At 62.6% G+C, this 14,606-nt stretch carries 19 protein-coding genes; 15 read left to right on the top strand and 4 right to left on the bottom strand.

Annotation, left to right across the window (positions count from 1 at the left end; all coding sequences use genetic code 11):
* Positions 1-164: 164 nt before the first annotated feature.
* On the top strand, positions 165-1,022 hold the full coding sequence (locus HU738_RS12245; protein WP_186602741.1) for a glucose 1-dehydrogenase: 858 nt from the start codon (positions 165-167) through the stop codon (positions 1,020-1,022).
* 37 nt (positions 1,023-1,059) lie between these two features.
* Here the strand turns inward: HU738_RS12245 and HU738_RS12240 are convergent, their stop codons facing one another.
* Positions 1,060-1,293, bottom strand: a complete 234-nt coding sequence (locus HU738_RS12240; protein ID WP_054887750.1) for a PLD nuclease N-terminal domain-containing protein — start codon at positions 1,291-1,293, stop codon at positions 1,060-1,062.
* A gap of 204 nt (positions 1,294-1,497) precedes the next feature.
* Here HU738_RS12240 and HU738_RS12235 point away from each other — a divergent pair, with 204 nt between their 5' ends.
* Genes HU738_RS12235 through HU738_RS12225 form a run of 3 tightly spaced genes read left to right on the top strand, consistent with a single transcriptional unit; the run spans position 1,498 to position 2,972 of the window.
* Positions 1,498-2,001, top strand: coding sequence for a CinA family protein (locus tag HU738_RS12235; protein WP_176506727.1), 504 nt, complete (start codon positions 1,498-1,500; stop codon positions 1,999-2,001).
* A gap of 11 nt (positions 2,002-2,012) precedes the next feature.
* Positions 2,013-2,519 (top strand): hypothetical protein, encoded by a 507-nt coding sequence (locus HU738_RS12230; protein WP_186602742.1) that lies wholly within the window; start codon positions 2,013-2,015, stop codon positions 2,517-2,519.
* Between the two features lie 9 nt (positions 2,520-2,528).
* Positions 2,529-2,972, top strand: a complete 444-nt coding sequence (locus HU738_RS12225; protein ID WP_186602744.1) for a DUF421 domain-containing protein — start codon at positions 2,529-2,531, stop codon at positions 2,970-2,972.
* A gap of 396 nt (positions 2,973-3,368) precedes the next feature.
* Here the strand turns inward: HU738_RS12225 and HU738_RS12220 are convergent, their stop codons facing one another.
* Positions 3,369-3,653, bottom strand: coding sequence for a DUF6555 family protein (locus tag HU738_RS12220; RefSeq protein WP_176506729.1), 285 nt, complete (start codon positions 3,651-3,653; stop codon positions 3,369-3,371).
* A 249-nt stretch (positions 3,654-3,902) separates the two neighbouring features.
* On the opposite strand from HU738_RS12220, the gene HU738_RS12215 reads away from it, so the two are divergent.
* Both HU738_RS12215 and HU738_RS12210 read left to right on the top strand, forming a co-directional pair.
* Positions 3,903-4,367: a PA2171 family ribosome-binding persister protein gene (locus HU738_RS12215; RefSeq protein ID WP_054887754.1), complete on the top strand. Its 465-nt coding sequence runs from the start codon at positions 3,903-3,905 to the stop codon at positions 4,365-4,367.
* 105 nt (positions 4,368-4,472) lie between these two features.
* A complete protein-coding gene (locus tag HU738_RS12210) occupies positions 4,473-4,718 on the top strand; it encodes a hypothetical protein (RefSeq protein ID WP_054887755.1) in 246 nt (81 codons plus the stop codon).
* Between the two features lie 105 nt (positions 4,719-4,823).
* Here the strand turns inward: HU738_RS12210 and HU738_RS12205 are convergent, their stop codons facing one another.
* Positions 4,824-5,051 carry a hypothetical protein gene (locus HU738_RS12205; RefSeq protein ID WP_186602745.1) on the bottom strand — a complete coding sequence of 76 codons (228 nt, stop codon included), beginning with the start codon at positions 5,049-5,051 and terminating at the stop codon, positions 4,824-4,826.
* A 219-nt stretch (positions 5,052-5,270) separates the two neighbouring features.
* Between HU738_RS12205 and HU738_RS12200 the strand changes: the two genes are divergently transcribed.
* Both HU738_RS12200 and HU738_RS12195 read left to right on the top strand, forming a co-directional pair.
* Complete coding sequence (locus HU738_RS12200) at positions 5,271-6,395, top strand: mechanosensitive ion channel family protein (RefSeq protein ID WP_186602746.1); 1,125 nt, start codon at positions 5,271-5,273, stop codon at positions 6,393-6,395.
* Between the two features lie 88 nt (positions 6,396-6,483).
* On the top strand, positions 6,484-6,831 hold the full coding sequence (locus HU738_RS12195; protein WP_186602747.1) for a hypothetical protein: 348 nt from the start codon (positions 6,484-6,486) through the stop codon (positions 6,829-6,831).
* Between the two features lie 76 nt (positions 6,832-6,907).
* Here HU738_RS12195 and HU738_RS12190 read toward each other — a convergent pair whose 3' ends face one another.
* The gene (locus HU738_RS12190; protein WP_054887759.1) at positions 6,908-7,861 is read right to left on the bottom strand and encodes a GlxA family transcriptional regulator; all 954 of its coding nucleotides are present in this window, start codon (positions 7,859-7,861) and stop codon (positions 6,908-6,910) included.
* A gap of 104 nt (positions 7,862-7,965) precedes the next feature.
* Between HU738_RS12190 and HU738_RS12185 the strand changes: the two genes are divergently transcribed.
* From HU738_RS12185 to HU738_RS12155, 7 genes are all read left to right on the top strand, one after another.
* The gene (locus HU738_RS12185; protein ID WP_186602748.1) at positions 7,966-8,763 is read left to right on the top strand and encodes an SDR family NAD(P)-dependent oxidoreductase; all 798 of its coding nucleotides are present in this window, start codon (positions 7,966-7,968) and stop codon (positions 8,761-8,763) included.
* Positions 8,764-8,915: 152 nt separating this feature from the next.
* Positions 8,916-9,923 carry a zinc-binding alcohol dehydrogenase family protein gene (locus HU738_RS12180; RefSeq protein WP_186602749.1) on the top strand — a complete coding sequence of 336 codons (1,008 nt, stop codon included), beginning with the start codon at positions 8,916-8,918 and terminating at the stop codon, positions 9,921-9,923.
* Positions 9,924-10,139: 216 nt separating this feature from the next.
* Positions 10,140-10,562, top strand: coding sequence for a nuclear transport factor 2 family protein (locus HU738_RS12175; protein ID WP_186602750.1), 423 nt, complete (start codon positions 10,140-10,142; stop codon positions 10,560-10,562).
* Positions 10,559-11,311, top strand: coding sequence for an SDR family NAD(P)-dependent oxidoreductase (locus HU738_RS12170; RefSeq protein ID WP_186602752.1), 753 nt, complete (start codon positions 10,559-10,561; stop codon positions 11,309-11,311). Before HU738_RS12175 ends, HU738_RS12170 begins: the two co-directional genes overlap by 4 nt.
* A gap of 3 nt (positions 11,312-11,314) precedes the next feature.
* On the top strand, positions 11,315-12,562 hold the full coding sequence (locus tag HU738_RS12165) for an NAD(P)/FAD-dependent oxidoreductase (protein ID WP_186602753.1): 1,248 nt from the start codon (positions 11,315-11,317) through the stop codon (positions 12,560-12,562).
* On the top strand, positions 12,559-13,371 hold the full coding sequence (locus HU738_RS12160; protein ID WP_186602756.1) for a DUF1365 domain-containing protein: 813 nt from the start codon (positions 12,559-12,561) through the stop codon (positions 13,369-13,371). The genes HU738_RS12165 and HU738_RS12160 overlap by 4 nt, the downstream gene beginning before the upstream one ends.
* Positions 13,346-14,605 (top strand): SAM-dependent methyltransferase, encoded by a 1,260-nt coding sequence (locus HU738_RS12155; RefSeq protein ID WP_186602757.1) that lies wholly within the window; start codon positions 13,346-13,348, stop codon positions 14,603-14,605. The genes HU738_RS12160 and HU738_RS12155 overlap by 26 nt, the downstream gene beginning before the upstream one ends.
* Position 14,606: the final 1 nt, after the last annotated feature.

Below are 14,606 nucleotides of genomic sequence, written 5' to 3'. Positions count from 1 at the left end.
CTGAGAAGACTGGTATCTCTCAGGTAGAGCTGAGCCCTTTGTCGAAAATTCAGTGCAATTCGCAGAACACTCCGTCCGTCGCGGCGACAACCAATTACGTCCAACACTTTGCTCGGTGCTGTTTCAAACGGAGACATCCGTTCGTTAATGCAGGAGCTATGACCATGAGTGAATACCCCACCCCGCCCTTCCCTTCACAACCGCAAGCGGTGCCCGGATCGCAGCGCCGGATGGATCCGTATCCGGACTGCGGCGAACAGACCTACACAGGGCATGACCGGCTTGCCGGCAAGGTCGCCTTGATCACGGGTGCCGACAGCGGTATCGGCCGCGCTGTAGCCATCGCCTACGCTCGCGAAGGCGCTGATGTCGCCATCGCCTACCTCGATGAGCATGACGATGCTCAAGAGACCGCCCGCTGGGTAGAGGCCGCGGGTCGCAAATGCCTTTTGCTCCCCGGTGACCTGGCGCAGAAGCAGCACTGCTATGACATCGTCGACAAGACCGTCGAGCAGTTCGGCCGCATCGATGTGCTGGTCAACAATGCTGCGTTCCAGATGTCGCACGAAAGCCTCGATGAAATCGACGACGATGAATGGCTGATGACCTTCAACGTCAACATCACGGCCATCTTCCGCATCTGCCAACGGGCGTTGCCCTCGATGCCCAAAGGCAGCTCGATCATCAATACCAGCTCGGTGAATTCGGATGATCCTTCGCCGCAACTGCTGGCGTACGCCACGACCAAAGGTGCCATCGCCAACTTCACGGCTGGCCTGGCCCAGCTTCTGGGCAAGCAGGGCATACGGGTGAACTGCGTGGCGCCGGGCCCGATCTGGACGCCTTTGATCCCCGCGACCATGCCGGATGAGGCGGTCAAGAATTTCGGTTCCAGCTACCCCATGGGGCGGCCTGGCCAACCGGTCGAAGTCGCGCCGATTTACGTTCTGCTTGCCTCGGATGAGGCCAGCTACATCAGCGGGTCACGCTATGCCGTCACGGGCGGCAAACCGATCCTCTAGCCCAAAAAAGGGCTCGCCTCGCGGCGAGCCCTGCCCGCTACCCTTTGCTGTGTTCGGGTGAGGTCGGCCCCGTGCCGCGCTTGATCCCACGCGGGCCAGCGACGCCCCATATGGCAAGCCCGACGACGGGCAGCACGATAAGTATCAGCGACCACATCACCTTGACTGCGTCAGATTTGTCGCTGCGAAACACACTGACAATCGCCCATAGATCGACCAGCAGAATGATGGCCGCCACGGCAATCCAGAAATACGTTGCGAGATCGCCCATTTGCTTGTCTCCATTTTCCATTTGAGTAGCCGCAGCGTTTTGATACCGGTTTATGAAGGTCCGCTGCCCCTAAACAAGTGAAGGCAGCAAGCCGGACAAAGTTCAGGCCAGGTGTCAGGCTTGGGACAGGCGGGGCGAACAAGGGCTGAACCATTAGCGCAACGGCTGCGTCAACAGCAAAAGAACAAGCGAGTCGAAACCCTCATGACGTCCGATCCTGTACTGGCCGCGATTGGCTATCTCAAAGACCATCAGTTGATCCTTTCCACTGCTGAATCGTGCACGGCAGGTTGCATGGTGGCCATGTTGGCCGCAGTCCCCGGCACCGGCGAGGTGCTGGAAAGCGGTTATGTCGTGTATTCGCCCAGTGCAAAAAAGCGCTTGTTGGGCGTCAGTGGCGAAACGATCGAGCGCTACGGACTGACCAGCGAGCCGGTGGCCTGGGAAATGGCCCTGGGTGCGTTGCGAGACAGCGATGCCAATGTGGTGATTGCCACCACCGGCGTCGCCGGGCCCGGCCCTGAGTCCGGGGTGCCACCCGGGACGATGTGCTTTGCCTGGGCCTTTGCCGGCGAGCCTGTCGCGGTCTTTACCCGTACCCAGCGCTTCTTTGGCGAGAGGACGGATGTGATGCGCCAGGGCGCGCAATTCGGCCTCACGCGCCTGGCTCACTACCACCAACGCTGGCTTCGCGGCGAACGTGCCTGAGGGCCAGTGAAATGGCGGACGATGAACTGTGGTCCAGGCGTCACCCCGTCCAAGAGAACATGCGGATGCAGCAGCGCGTCTGGCGCTTCGAACGTGTGGGTTGGTATGTGCTGCTGATCATCGTCGTGCTTGCCTTGGCTGGGCTGTTTGGTAACGGCCCGTTGAGCGATGCCGAGGCGGTAAGCCAGGATGGCCGCGTGAAGGTCGAGTACCAGCGCCTCAGCCGCAGCGGTACGACCGACAGCCTGTTCATCACCGTCCAAGGCGTACCGGGCAAACCGGTCATGGTCGAACTGGCGGGGTCACTGCTTCGCCAAGCCAGCATCGAGACGATGCAGCCCGAGCCGCAGGTCTCGATGTCCCATGGCCCCGCCCTGCTCTTGCAACTGGGTACGACCAGTGATGGCGTGGCCACCCTGTACCTGACGCTACGCAGCGAGCACGTCGGAACTTTGCAGGGCGTCGTGAGGGCAGGCTCGCAGACTGAAGTCCATTTTTCCACATTCCTCTACCCCTAGGAGTGCGTCATGGATTCGATCCTCCGCGCAGCCGGGATGTACCTCGCCCTGATGCTGCTGTTCCGCATAGCCGGGCGGCGCTCGCTGGCCGACCTGACCACCTTCGATTTCGTCTTGCTGCTGATCATTGGCGAGGCTACCCAGCAGGCGCTCCTGGGCGAAGACTTTTCGTTCACCAATGCCATACTGGTGATCGCCACATTGATCGTGCTGGATGTTGGCCTGTCGCTGGCCAAACTGAACGCCCGCCCGCTTGCACGCTTGCTGGATGGCCACGCAACCCTGGTGGTCGAGCATGGGCAATTTCTGCACCAGCGAATGCGCCGGGCCCGGTTGACCGAGGACGACATTCTGGAATCAGCTCGTGACAGCCAAGGACTGGAATCGGTGCAACAGATCAAGTTTGCGATCGTGGAGCGAAACGGAAAAATATCGATAATCGCAAACGAATGACCGCCTCCGGTTATCGCATCAATATCGCTTGATGGGGTTCTATGGTAGGCACCGCTGCGACATTACGACACGTGCCAAGCCAGAGCCTCATTTTTTCTGCATCGAAGATCTGGCCCTCCTCCATCATCGAGGCAATGAGCGCCTGGGACATTCGGTAACACCCACAGCGGGGGCAGTTTCGCTCTTCCCAGCCGACCGTACATTGGACAGACACCGCACTTCCTGCGCAGATAAGGCAGCTCATAAAGCCCCCGTGTTTATTGTGGTTGGAAATAACTTCGATCGGTCAAAATCTATGAGAATTCCATGCCAATATTGCGTGAAGACGAGCGGCTCTGGCTCAATCAAGAATATTCGCCAGGGCGACGGATCGGCCCTGGCCACTGCAACGATCAGTCAAGAGTGGGTTGAGAACTTCTTGACGTCCACTGGCGGAGCGACAAACTCCGGGCCTTCCCCGGCAGCTCGCCATTTCACATTGGAAATGCCATAGCGCTCTGCCATGGGCCGGCTGACCTTCTTGATCTTGTGCTGGCCAAAACGAGGAATGATGCCGACCCCGGCATCACAGCTCGCCCAATGCCACGCTTCGGCGTTATCCATCTTGTCCAGCCGGATGATGAATGTGCGGTATTCACTCCTGAGCGCATACTCGATCACGAAAAGTTGCTGACCTGCCATCGGACTCTCCTTTTACGATTCACGATCTAGGAGCAGCGCATGCAAGAAAAGATTCAGTGAAAGTGCACGACCGGATACGTCGCATATTATCCAGCGTCCGATACTGGCCGAGCGCGTCATACCCAGGATCGAAGTGGCCGAACACCCCGTCCAGCCAGTGCGCTGATCAATTGCATTGAACCCCGCCGCTTGTGGCCCACTCCATCGAAGGCAACCGTGATTTTTCCCAGCCCCCTGAAGAGGTGTCCCATGAACGCGATCGAACTGCTGATCCAGGACCATCAACTGGTGAAGAAACTGCTCGAGGAACTGTCCTCGACCACTGAACGTGCGGTGAAGAAACGGGCCGAGCTGCTGGAACGCATCAAGCAGGAAGTCACCATCCATACGGCCCTGGAAGAAGAGATCCTGTACCCGGCGATCAAGCAGGCTGGCGGCAAGGAAGAGGCAAAGATGTACTACGAGGCCAAGGAGGAACACCGCACGGTCGACTCGCTGGTCCTGCCCGACCTGCTGGAGACCGAGACCGGAAGCGTGGAATTCGCCGGCCGGGTCAAAGTGATGAAAGAGCTGCTGGAACACCATATCGAGGAAGAAGAGAGCGAGTTGTTCCCCACCGCTCGCAAGCTGCTGGGCAAGCAGCAACTGGAGGACATGGGCCAGGCCATGGAAGCCCAGAAGAAACTGCTCAAGGGTGAACAGCGCGCCGCCTGACCAACCCCCAGCGCGCCCCTCCGGGCGCGCTGGCCCAGGCTTACCGGGTGGGCAACTCAGCGCTGGGCAATTCACATCGAAACGCAATCGCTTGGATGTCGCAGGATGAATGACTGGATCGACTTTCTCGAATGGCCCGCCATGGCCCTCACCGTGCTGGCTGCCTGGTGCATCGGCTCACGGCGCCCAGGCCGACGCAAGCTGGGGTTCTGCTGCTTCATTGCCAGCAATGTGCTGTGGGGAGTGTGGGGCTGGCAGGCACAGGCCTGGGCGTTGATCATCCTTCAGGTCTGCCTGTGCGTGATGAACCTGCGGGGTTGGAAAAAGAACACGGCGATGCAAACGGGCTGAACGCCCGGCCCCATCGCCGGGCCTTCAGCCACACGCTTACGGCCCTGCTGCTTCGACCCTTGCCACCTCGCCCTCGCTAGCTAAACGCCGGGCATAGCCAACGCCTCAGACCAGTGCCCGGCTCATGGTTTCGCCGGGGCGCTGATGATAGACCCGTTCACATAGCATCGATCCGTCTGCCCGATAGACGCCGATGAACAGCTGGGTGGCGCCTGTCCGTGACAAACGCGACTGCACCTCAAGGCAGACCCCGTTGTCGAGTGCTTCCTCATGGGTCTGGTGGTGCAAGATCGGGTCGCACCACTGCCGATAGGTTTCGCCTCGTCGTTTCATCTGCTTGTCCTCTGCACGGTTGTCAGCGGTAGATCACCTGCCGTGCGCCAACACTCCAAATCAAATGCCAGTGTCGGACGGCCGGCCAGATGCGCTGATCCCGGCCACGAAACCTGGAATTTGCCGAAACCGAGAAATCCGATCGACCTGTGGGGCCCGTTGGGCGTCCCAACAAGAGAACCTGGCTAATCAATCGGGCAAACCAGAGGTGAGGCTCACATGAACGAACGCATCATCGCCTTTTTCACCGATACCACCGTATTCGGTATTTCCATCCTCAACCTGCTGCTGGCACTGACCGTGGCCATCCTGACCTTCCTGGTCTCCCGCGCCGCGATCAGTTTTTTGCTGCACCGGGTGAGGCGCTGGTCCGAGCATGACGGCGCGTTGAGCCAGGTGCTGGCCAAGGTGCTGTCAGGCACCAGCAATTTCCTCCTGTTCCTGGCCTCGCTGCTGGTGGGGTTGGGCATGCTCGACCTGCCCGAGCGCTGGCTGACCCGGGTCGGCAGCCTGTGGTTCGTGGTCGCTGCATTGCAGATCGGCCTTTGGGCCAACCGCGCCATCGGCCTGGGCCTGGGCCACTACTTCGCCCGCCACCGCGCCGCTGGCCTGAACCAGGGCAGCGCACTGGCCACGCTGTCAGCCTGGGGCGCGCGGGTGCTGCTGTGGTCGGTGGTGCTGCTGGCAATGCTGTCCAACCTGGGTGTGAACATCACCGCGTTCGTCGCCAGCCTGGGCGTGGGAGGCATCGCGGTGGCGCTGGCCGTGCAGAACATCCTCGGCGACCTGTTCGCTTCGTTGTCGATCGCCGTGGACAAGCCCTTCGAGGTCGGCGACTTCATCGTCATCGGGCCGCTGGCCGGTAGCGTCGAGCACGTCGGCCTGAAGACCACACGCATCCGCAGCCTCGGCGGCGAGCAGATCGTCATGGCCAACGCCAGCATGATCAGCAGCACCATCCAGAACTACAAACGCCTGCAGGAGCGACGCATCGTCTTCGAGTTCGGCCTGTCCTACGACACGCCCACCGAGGCGGTGAAGAAAGCGCCGGGCATTGTCGAAGAGGCCATCAAGGCCCAGGAACAGGTGCGTTTCGACCGCGCCCACCTGCGCGGTTTCGGCAAGGAGGCGCTGGAATTCGAATGCGTGTACATCGTCAAGGACCCTGGCTACAACCTGTACATGGACATACAGCAGGCAATCAACTTCAGGCTGCTCGAACGCTTCTCGAAAATCGGCGCCAAGTTCGCAGTCCCGGTGCGCGCGATCAAGGTCACCGCATTGCCACACGAGGCCGACGTGCAGGGCCAGGGGCGCGACAGCCTCGGTATCAGAGGGGCCTGACTCCGTGGCCTCCGCTCGTCGGCGCCATCGCACAGGTTGCCCCGCAGGCAGGCCCAACCAGAGGTAAACCCCTTAATGGAGACAGACCATGAAGATCATCAAGCCTCATTCGTTGTTACTGGCGCTGTGTCTTGGCGCCAGCGCCCCGCTGGTACTGGCGGCGACTGACCTGAACGACCAACGCGCCCCAGGTACGCAGACCCAGGACAGCGGCCACATGAATGGCAACGGCGGGGCCACCGGCTCCGGTACGCCTGGGGATGGCATGGGTACCGGTTCTGGGGGTACCGATAGCAATGGCACGGACAATACCGGGGGTGACGGCACTACCAACGGCTCAGGTACCGGCAGCGGTACCGGCGGTGGCAACGGCAGTGGCGGCTCGGGCACTGGCGGCTCAGGTGGCGCATCAGGTGGCAGTAGCTCCGGCGGTTGACGGCAATGGGATTGCAGACACGACAAGATGGGCCAGCGAGCAGCGAGCGCCTGTCAGCCCGCTGAGCCCATGCCGGTCAGGAAGCCGTCACCACCCGCCTGGCGTCCCTGCGCACGGCTTGCGGAGGGACGCCATAGCCGCGCATGAAGGCCTCGCGCATGTGCCGCCGATCCCTGAAGCCGGCCTCCTTCGCCACCACGTCCAGGCTGTGCCTGCTCTGCTCGATCAGCAGCCTGGCCGCTTCAAGCCGCAAGCTCTCCACGGCCTTGGCCGGTGACTGTCCGGTCTCGGCGGTGAATACACGCGTGAACTGCCGGGGGCTCAAATGCACGGCTTCGGCGAGCTCCTCGACACTCAACGGCCGACTCAGGTGCTTGCGCGCATAATCCAGGGCGCTCTGAATCCGATCCGACTTTGGCGAAAGGGTCAGCAGCTCGGAATGTTGCGATTGCCCACCCGAGCGGCGTTGATGCATCACCAGCTTGCGTGCCACTGACCTGGCCATGTCGGTTCCCAGGTCCTTTTCCACCATGCCAAGCGCCATATCCAGAGCGGCGGTCATGCCAGCCGAGGTCCAGATCTGCCCATCGACAATGAAGATCCGATCGTCCTCCACTTCAATTTTCGGATGCAGCTCACGCAGCTTTTTTGCATAAGCCCAGTGCGTCGTGGCTCGCCGGTTATCCAGCACGCCCGCCTGGGCCAGGATGAAACAACCGGTACACAGGCCTGCGGTACGTCGAGCGCCGTCGACGAAGCCTCGCACGCTGGCCAGCACTTGCTCACTCGGCGGCGTCAGCGGGGTCAAGGTCCCGGTGATCATCCAGGTGTCGGCCAGACCAGGCGCGCCCAACGGGAGCGTGTCCATGTACATCCCCAGCGAAGAGCGCACCGTGCCACCCTCGATGGAAAAGTTCTGGATCTTGTAAACCGCTTCGCCCGCGACGATGTTCGCGAACTCGAATACCGACTGCGTCGCCAGCGACATGATCTGGAACCCTTCGGTGATGAGGTAGCCGACCCGGTGCATGATTAGCGCTCCTTGTTCAATGTCTTGAAAACGTACCATATACGTCGTTCAAGACAAAAGCGACCTGTTCCATCATGGCGCTACACCCAACCAGGAGCACCACCATGACACAGCCATTCAAAGGCACCGCCCTCATCACCGGCGCTTCCACCGGCATTGGTTCGATCTACGCGGAACGTTTGGCACGCCGAGGTTACGACCTGGTGCTGGTCGCACGGAACCGCGAACGCCTCAACACACTGGCCAGCCGGCTCACCACGCAAACCCGACAGAACGTGGAGGTGTTCCCGGCAGATCTGGGCAACGCCGCTGACCTGGCCAGGGTGGAACGCAAACTGCGTGAGGACGCCAGCATCAGCCTGCTGGTGAACAACGCGGGCATCGGCACTCACACCAGCCTGCTGGAAAGTGATGTCGAGCGCATGGCCGAAATGATCAGCCTCAACGTCACCGCCCTCACCCGCCTCACCTATGCGGCCGTCCCAGGCTTCGTGGCGCGCAAGCAAGGCGCCATCATCAACATCTCGTCGATCGTCAGCCTGGCGCCGGAGCTGCTCAACGGCGTGTACGGCGCCAGCAAGGCCTATGTCACCGCCTTTACCCAGTCGCTGCACAAGGAGCTTGCGGACCAGGGCATCAGGATCCAGGCAGTCCTGCCCGGGGCCACAGCGACCGACTTCTGGCAGATCGGCGGCCTGCCGGTCGAGAACCTGGACCCCGCCATCGTCATGTCGGCCCAGGACCTGGTGGACGGTGCCTTGCAGGACTTCGACGACGATGTGCTGATTTCCATCCCCTCGCTGCATGACCTGCAATCGTTCGAACGCTATGAAGCCAGCCGAAAGGCCCTGCTCGGTCAGCTGTCCAGCAACCAGCTTGCTCCTCGCTACAACGCCAGGTGATCCCCCGTTCACCGGGTGAAGCCAGCCAGACGTGGCTGCTTCACCCCGATTTTCATCCCAAGCGATAAAGGCTTACTCCATTCAGGTTGTGTCTTGAATGAATCGAAACCCATAGCCTGCACGTACTTTTCACATCACTGGAGGTAGTGCCCATGAAAGCCGTCGTTTATAACCAGCCCGGTTTGCCTATCCATGACCCGCAATCGCTCTACGACGCGGAACTCCCCGCGCCCAAACCGGGTGCCCGGGACCTGCTGGTGGAGGTCAAGGCGATTGCCGTAAACCCTGTCGATACGAAAATCCGCGCAAGCCGTGGCGGTGAGCTGCCGCAGGTTCTGGGCTGGGATGCAGTTGGCGTCGTCCGCGAGACAGGCGCAGAGGTGACGTTGTTCCAACCGGGTGATGAGGTGTTCTACGCCGGCGCCATCGATCGCCCCGGCAGCTACAGCGAGCTGCATGTCGTCGATGAGCGCATCGTCGGGCGCAAACCGCGCAGCCTGGACAACGCAAGCGCCGCGGCCTTGCCGCTGACCTCCATCACCGCATGGGAATTGCTGTTCGACCGCCTGGGTATCGAAGAGAACGCGGGCAAAGGCCAACGTCTGCTGGTTATCGGAGCTGCCGGTGGTGTCGGTTCGATCCTCGTTCAGTTGGCCCGCAAGCTCACGCAACTGACCGTCATCGGCACCGCCTCACGGCCTGAAACCCAAGCGTGGGTGAAGGAACTGGGCGCCCATCACGTCATCGACCACGCCCAGTCGATCCCGCTCCAGCTCGAAGCGCTCAAGCTCAACCCGGTCGACTATGTAATCAGCCTGACGCACACCGACAGCTACCTTACCCAGTTGGTCGAAGTGCTGCGGCCCCAAGGCAAGCTCGCACTGATCGACGACCCCGCGCAGCTGGATGTGATGCCGCTCAAACGCAAGTCGCTTTCGTTGCACTGGGAGCTCATGTTCACGCGATCGCTGTACAAGACCGAGGACATGATCAAGCAGCACCAGCTGCTCGAGCGTGTTTCGCAGCTGGTTGACCTGGGTGACATCAAAACCACCCTCGGCGAACATTTCGGTACGATCAGCGCCGAGAACCTCAAGCGCGCCCATGGCTTGATCGAAAGCGGTAAAGCCAAAGGGAAAATCGTGCTGGAAGGTTTCTGACCCGCTACGCACATAGCCAAAAGTGGGGCTGTCGCGAGCGCGGTCAGCCCTCCCACAGGCGCGATCGGTTACCTGAAAGCGTCGCGCAGCAGCGAACGCCCGCGCCTCGATGGAAGGCGCACGATAAAATTGTACAAAAATATTCGGCTGTATAGATTTTTCCAGGCGCTTGCACTATACCTTGTACAATAATTACATTTTGTACAGGTATTGCGCATGTCCGACTACCTGCAACATTTCACCGAACGCTTTGCCACGCTGGGTCCAGACAATCTCGAGCTGCTCGGCGAGTTGTACAGCGACGATGTGAATTTCCGCGATCCACTGCATCACATCAGTGGGCTCTCGGCCTTGCGTGGCTATTTCGCACAGCTCTATGCCAATGTCTCCGAGGTCGGCTACCGCTTCGAAGGGCTCGATGAGCCAACGCCGGGGCACGGCTACATCCGCTGGATCATGCACTACCGCCATCCGCGCCTGGCCGGCGGCCAGCCGATCAGCCTGCAGGGCTGTAGTCACCTGCGCTGGCGTGGGCGGGTGTACTTTCATCAGGACTACTTCGACGCTGGCGCCTTGCTCTATGAACATGTTCCGATCCTGGGCGGCGCGGTTCGCTGGCTCAAGGGCAGGCTGGCATGAGCCGCTGCTGGTTGACCGGTGCCAGCAGCGGCATCGGCGCAGCACTGGCGCAGCGCCTGCTGGAGCAAGGCCACCAGGTAGCGCTTGGGGCGCGGCAAGCCGAGCGGCTGGCAGGCCTGGCCGAACAGTTTGCCGGCCAGGTGCTGTTGGCCGTCGGCGATGTCGACCAGCCTGAGCAGGTAGCACGTATCGCCGCACAGATCGAGCAGGCCTGGGGTTCGCTGGACCTGGTGATCCTCAATGCCGGCACCTGCGAATACCTCGAGCCGGGGCAATTCGACCCGGCGCTGGTCGAGCGGGTCATGCGCACCAACCTGATCGGCACCAGCCATTGTCTGGCGGCCGCCCTGCCCTTGCTGCGCCGCAGCGAGCGGCCACATCTGGTGGTGATCGGCAGCTCGGTCAGCTGGTTGGCCTTGCCGCGGGCCGGTGCCTATGGGGCGTCCAAGGCAGCGCTGCGCTACCTGGTCGAATCCCTGCGCCTGGACCTGTCCCGCGAGAACATCGATGTCACCCTGGTCAGCCCCGGCTTCGTCGATACCCCGCTGACCCGACGCAACGACTTCCCCATGCCCCAGCTGTGGAGTGCCGAGCGCGCCGCCAGGCACATTGTCGCGCGCCTGCCCCGTCGCCCGCTGGAGATCACATTCCCCGCCACCTTCACCCTGTTGCTGCGCCTGCTCGGCGCATTGCCGGCACGCTGGCGCCTGAAGCTGGGCCAGCGCCTGGCGCGACAACCCGAGGACTGACCCATGCGCATCGCCATCATCGGCAGCGGTATCGCTGGCCTCACCTGCGCCCACTTGTTGTCACGCCAGCATGCCGTCACCGTTTTCGAAGCGGCCGACCGGGTGGGCGGGCACACCCATACCGTCGATGTGCAGTGGCGCGACCAGCAGTTTGCGGTGGACACCGGCTTCATTGTCTTCAACGACTGGACCTACCCGCAGTTCATCCGCCTGCTGCACCACTTGGGCGTCGGCTCGCGGGTGACCGAGATGAGCTTTTCGGTGCACGACCCGCGTAGCGGCTTCGAATACAACGGGCACGACCTGCTCAGCCTGTTCGCCCAACGGCGCAACCTGCTGTCGCCCGGCTTCTGGGGCATGCTGCGCGATGTGCTGCGTTTCAACCGCCAGGCCCTGGCCGACCTGGACCAGCAGCGCATCGATGGCGCGACCACCTTGGGCAGCTACTTGCGGGATAACCGCTACGGCCAGCGCTTCATCGAGCATTACATCGTGCCCATGGGCTCGGCCATCTGGTCGATGTCACGGGCCGACATGCTGCATTTCCCGTTGCAGTTCTTCGTGCGCTTCTGCCGTAACCACGGCCTGCTGTCAGTCAACCAGCGCCCGCAGTGGCGGGTGATCGAGGGCGGTTCCCGCAGCTACCTGGCGCCACTGTGCCAGCCCTTTGCCGAGCACATTCGCCTCAACTGCCCGGTGCAACGGGTAAGCCGCGACGATGAGGGTGTTAACGTGACCTGGGCCGCTGGCAGCGAGCGCTTCGACAAAGTGGTCTTCGCCTGCCACAGCGACCAGGCGCTGGCGCTGCTGGACGCCCCCAGCGAACAGGAACAGGCGATCCTGGGTGCCATCCGCTACGCCAGCAACGACGTGGTGCTGCACACCGACACCCGCCTGCTGCCCCGCCGGCGCAGGGCCTGGGCCAGCTGGAACTACCGCCTGGGTGGCAGCGAACAGGCCCCCGCTGCACTCACCTACGACATGAACATCCTGCAGGGCATCGATGCACCGGTGACGTTCTGCGTCAGCCTCAACCAGACAGCACTGATAGACCCGGCACAGATACTCGCCCGCTTCGAGTACGCACATCCCCAGTACAGCCTCGCCGCCGTAGCCGCCCAGGCCCGCCAGGGCGAACTGCAGGGCCCGCTGCACAGCTACTACTGCGGCGCCTATTGGGCCAACGGCTTTCACGAAGACGGCGTGCTCAGTGCACTGAACGTCGCCAGGCACTTCGGAGAGCAGCTGTGAACAGCAGCCTGTGCCACGGCTGGCTCAGCCACCGGCGCCTGACGCCCAGGCCGCACGCGTTCCGCTATCGCATCGGCCTGTTCTACCTGGACCTCGACGAACTGCCGCGCCTGCTGAGCCTGTCCCGTTGGCTCGGGCGTTCGCGCCTGGCGCCGTTGTGCTGGCGCGAAACCGACTACCTGCCGGCGCTGACTCGCCAGGGCAAGCCCTTGGGCGAGGCCGTGCGCCTGCTGGTCGGCCAGGCCACCGGGCAAGTGCCCGAAGGCGCCGTGCACCTGCTGACGCAACCGCGCTGCTGGGGGCTGTCGTTCAACCCGGTGAGCATCTATTTCTGCCACGACCGCCAAGGGCAGGTCACCAGCGTGCTGCTGGAGGTACGTAACACACCCTGGCGCGAGCGCTTCCACTACGTGCTTCCAGTACAGGGCGACCTGGCCCGCCCATTTACCGTGGCCAAGGCCTTCCATGTCTCGCCGTTCATGCCCATGGACATGGACTATCGGCTGCGCTTCGCCGTCGATGGGCAACGCGTGCGTGTGCACATGGAAAACTGGCAAGCCGGGCGGCTGGTGTTCACCGCGGACCTCGCCGTGCAGCGCCAGCCGCTCGACCGCGCCAGCCTGCAGCGGCACCTGCTGGCCTTCCCTTGGATGAGCCTGCGCACCGTCGCCGGTATCTACTGGCAAGCCCTGCGCCTGCTGCTCAAACGCTCCCCTGTCTACGACCACACCGCCAGCCAGCACGACCTGTCGCTTGGCCATGCCATACACGAGGACCCCGATCATGCCCGACCCGACCCTGAGCGTTAGCAAATCAGCCAGCATCGCGCCGCTGTTCGGCGGGCTGGCAAGGCGTGCGGTACTGGCACAGCTGCGCCACCTGAGCCGTGGCCACCTGCGCCTGATCAGCCAGGGCCGGCAATGGACCTTCGGCGACGTCGCCAGCCCGCTCTATGCGGAAGTGGAGATTGTCGACGACGCAGCCTGGGGCCTGGTGGCCGGCAATGGCTCGATCGGCGCAGGCGAAGGCTACATCCACGGCTACTGGCGCAGCCCGGACCTGGCCGCGGTGACCCGCCTGTTCGTCGCCAACCTCGAAGTGCTGGACGCCATGGAAGGCGGCCTGGCGCGCCTGGCCCGCCCGGCCCTGCGCCTGCTGCACCACTTCAACCGCAACAGCCGGCGCGGCGCGCGGCGCAACATCCTGGCCCACTATGACCTCGGCAATGCGCTGTTCGAACGGCTGCTCGATCCGACCATGATGTATTCCGCTGCGCAGTTCGACAGCGCCGAACAAACCCTGGAACAGGCGCAGTCGAACAAGCTCCGGCAGATCTGCCAGAAGCTCGAACTCAAGCCCGGCGAGCACCTGCTGGAAATTGGCAGCGGCTGGGGTAGCCTGGCCATCCACGCGGCCTTGCAGCACGGTTGCCGGGTGACCACCACGACCCTCTCTGCCGCGCAATACGCCCACACCCTGCAGCGGGTCAAGGCGCTGGGCCTGGATCGGCAAGTCACCGTGCTGCACGAAGACTACCGCGACCTGCGCGGGCGCTTCGACAAGCTGGTGTCCATCGAGATGATCGAGGCGGTCGGCCACCGCTACCTGCCCACCTACTTTCGACAATGCGCCACGCTGCTCAAGGACGACGGCCTGATGCTGCTGCAGGCCATCACCATCCGCGACCAACGCTACGCCCAGGCCCGTCGCTCGGTGGACTTCATCCAGCGCTACATCTTCCCCGGTGGTGCGCTGCCTTCGTTGAGCGTCCTGCTCGACACCGCCAGCCGCCAGACGGAGCTGAACCTGGTGCACCTGGAGGATTTCGGCCTGGACTATGCGCGCACCCTGCGCCATTGGCGCGACAACTTGCGCCATTCACGCACGGAACTGGCCAGGCTCGGTTATGACGACACCTTCCAGCGCCTGTGGGAGTTCTACCTGTGCTATTGCCAGGGCGGCTTCGAGGAACGGACCATAGGCGTCGCCCAGTTGTTGTGGGCCGGCCCCCAGGCGCGGCGGGCACCGCTACCGGATGCCTGAA

The organism is Pseudomonas vlassakiae (assembly GCF_014269035.2).
Classification (GTDB): Bacteria; Pseudomonadota; Gammaproteobacteria; order Pseudomonadales; family Pseudomonadaceae; genus Aquipseudomonas; species Aquipseudomonas vlassakiae.
Note: the sequence above shows the minus strand (reverse complement) of the source record. Positions and strands in the feature narration are given on the sequence as shown.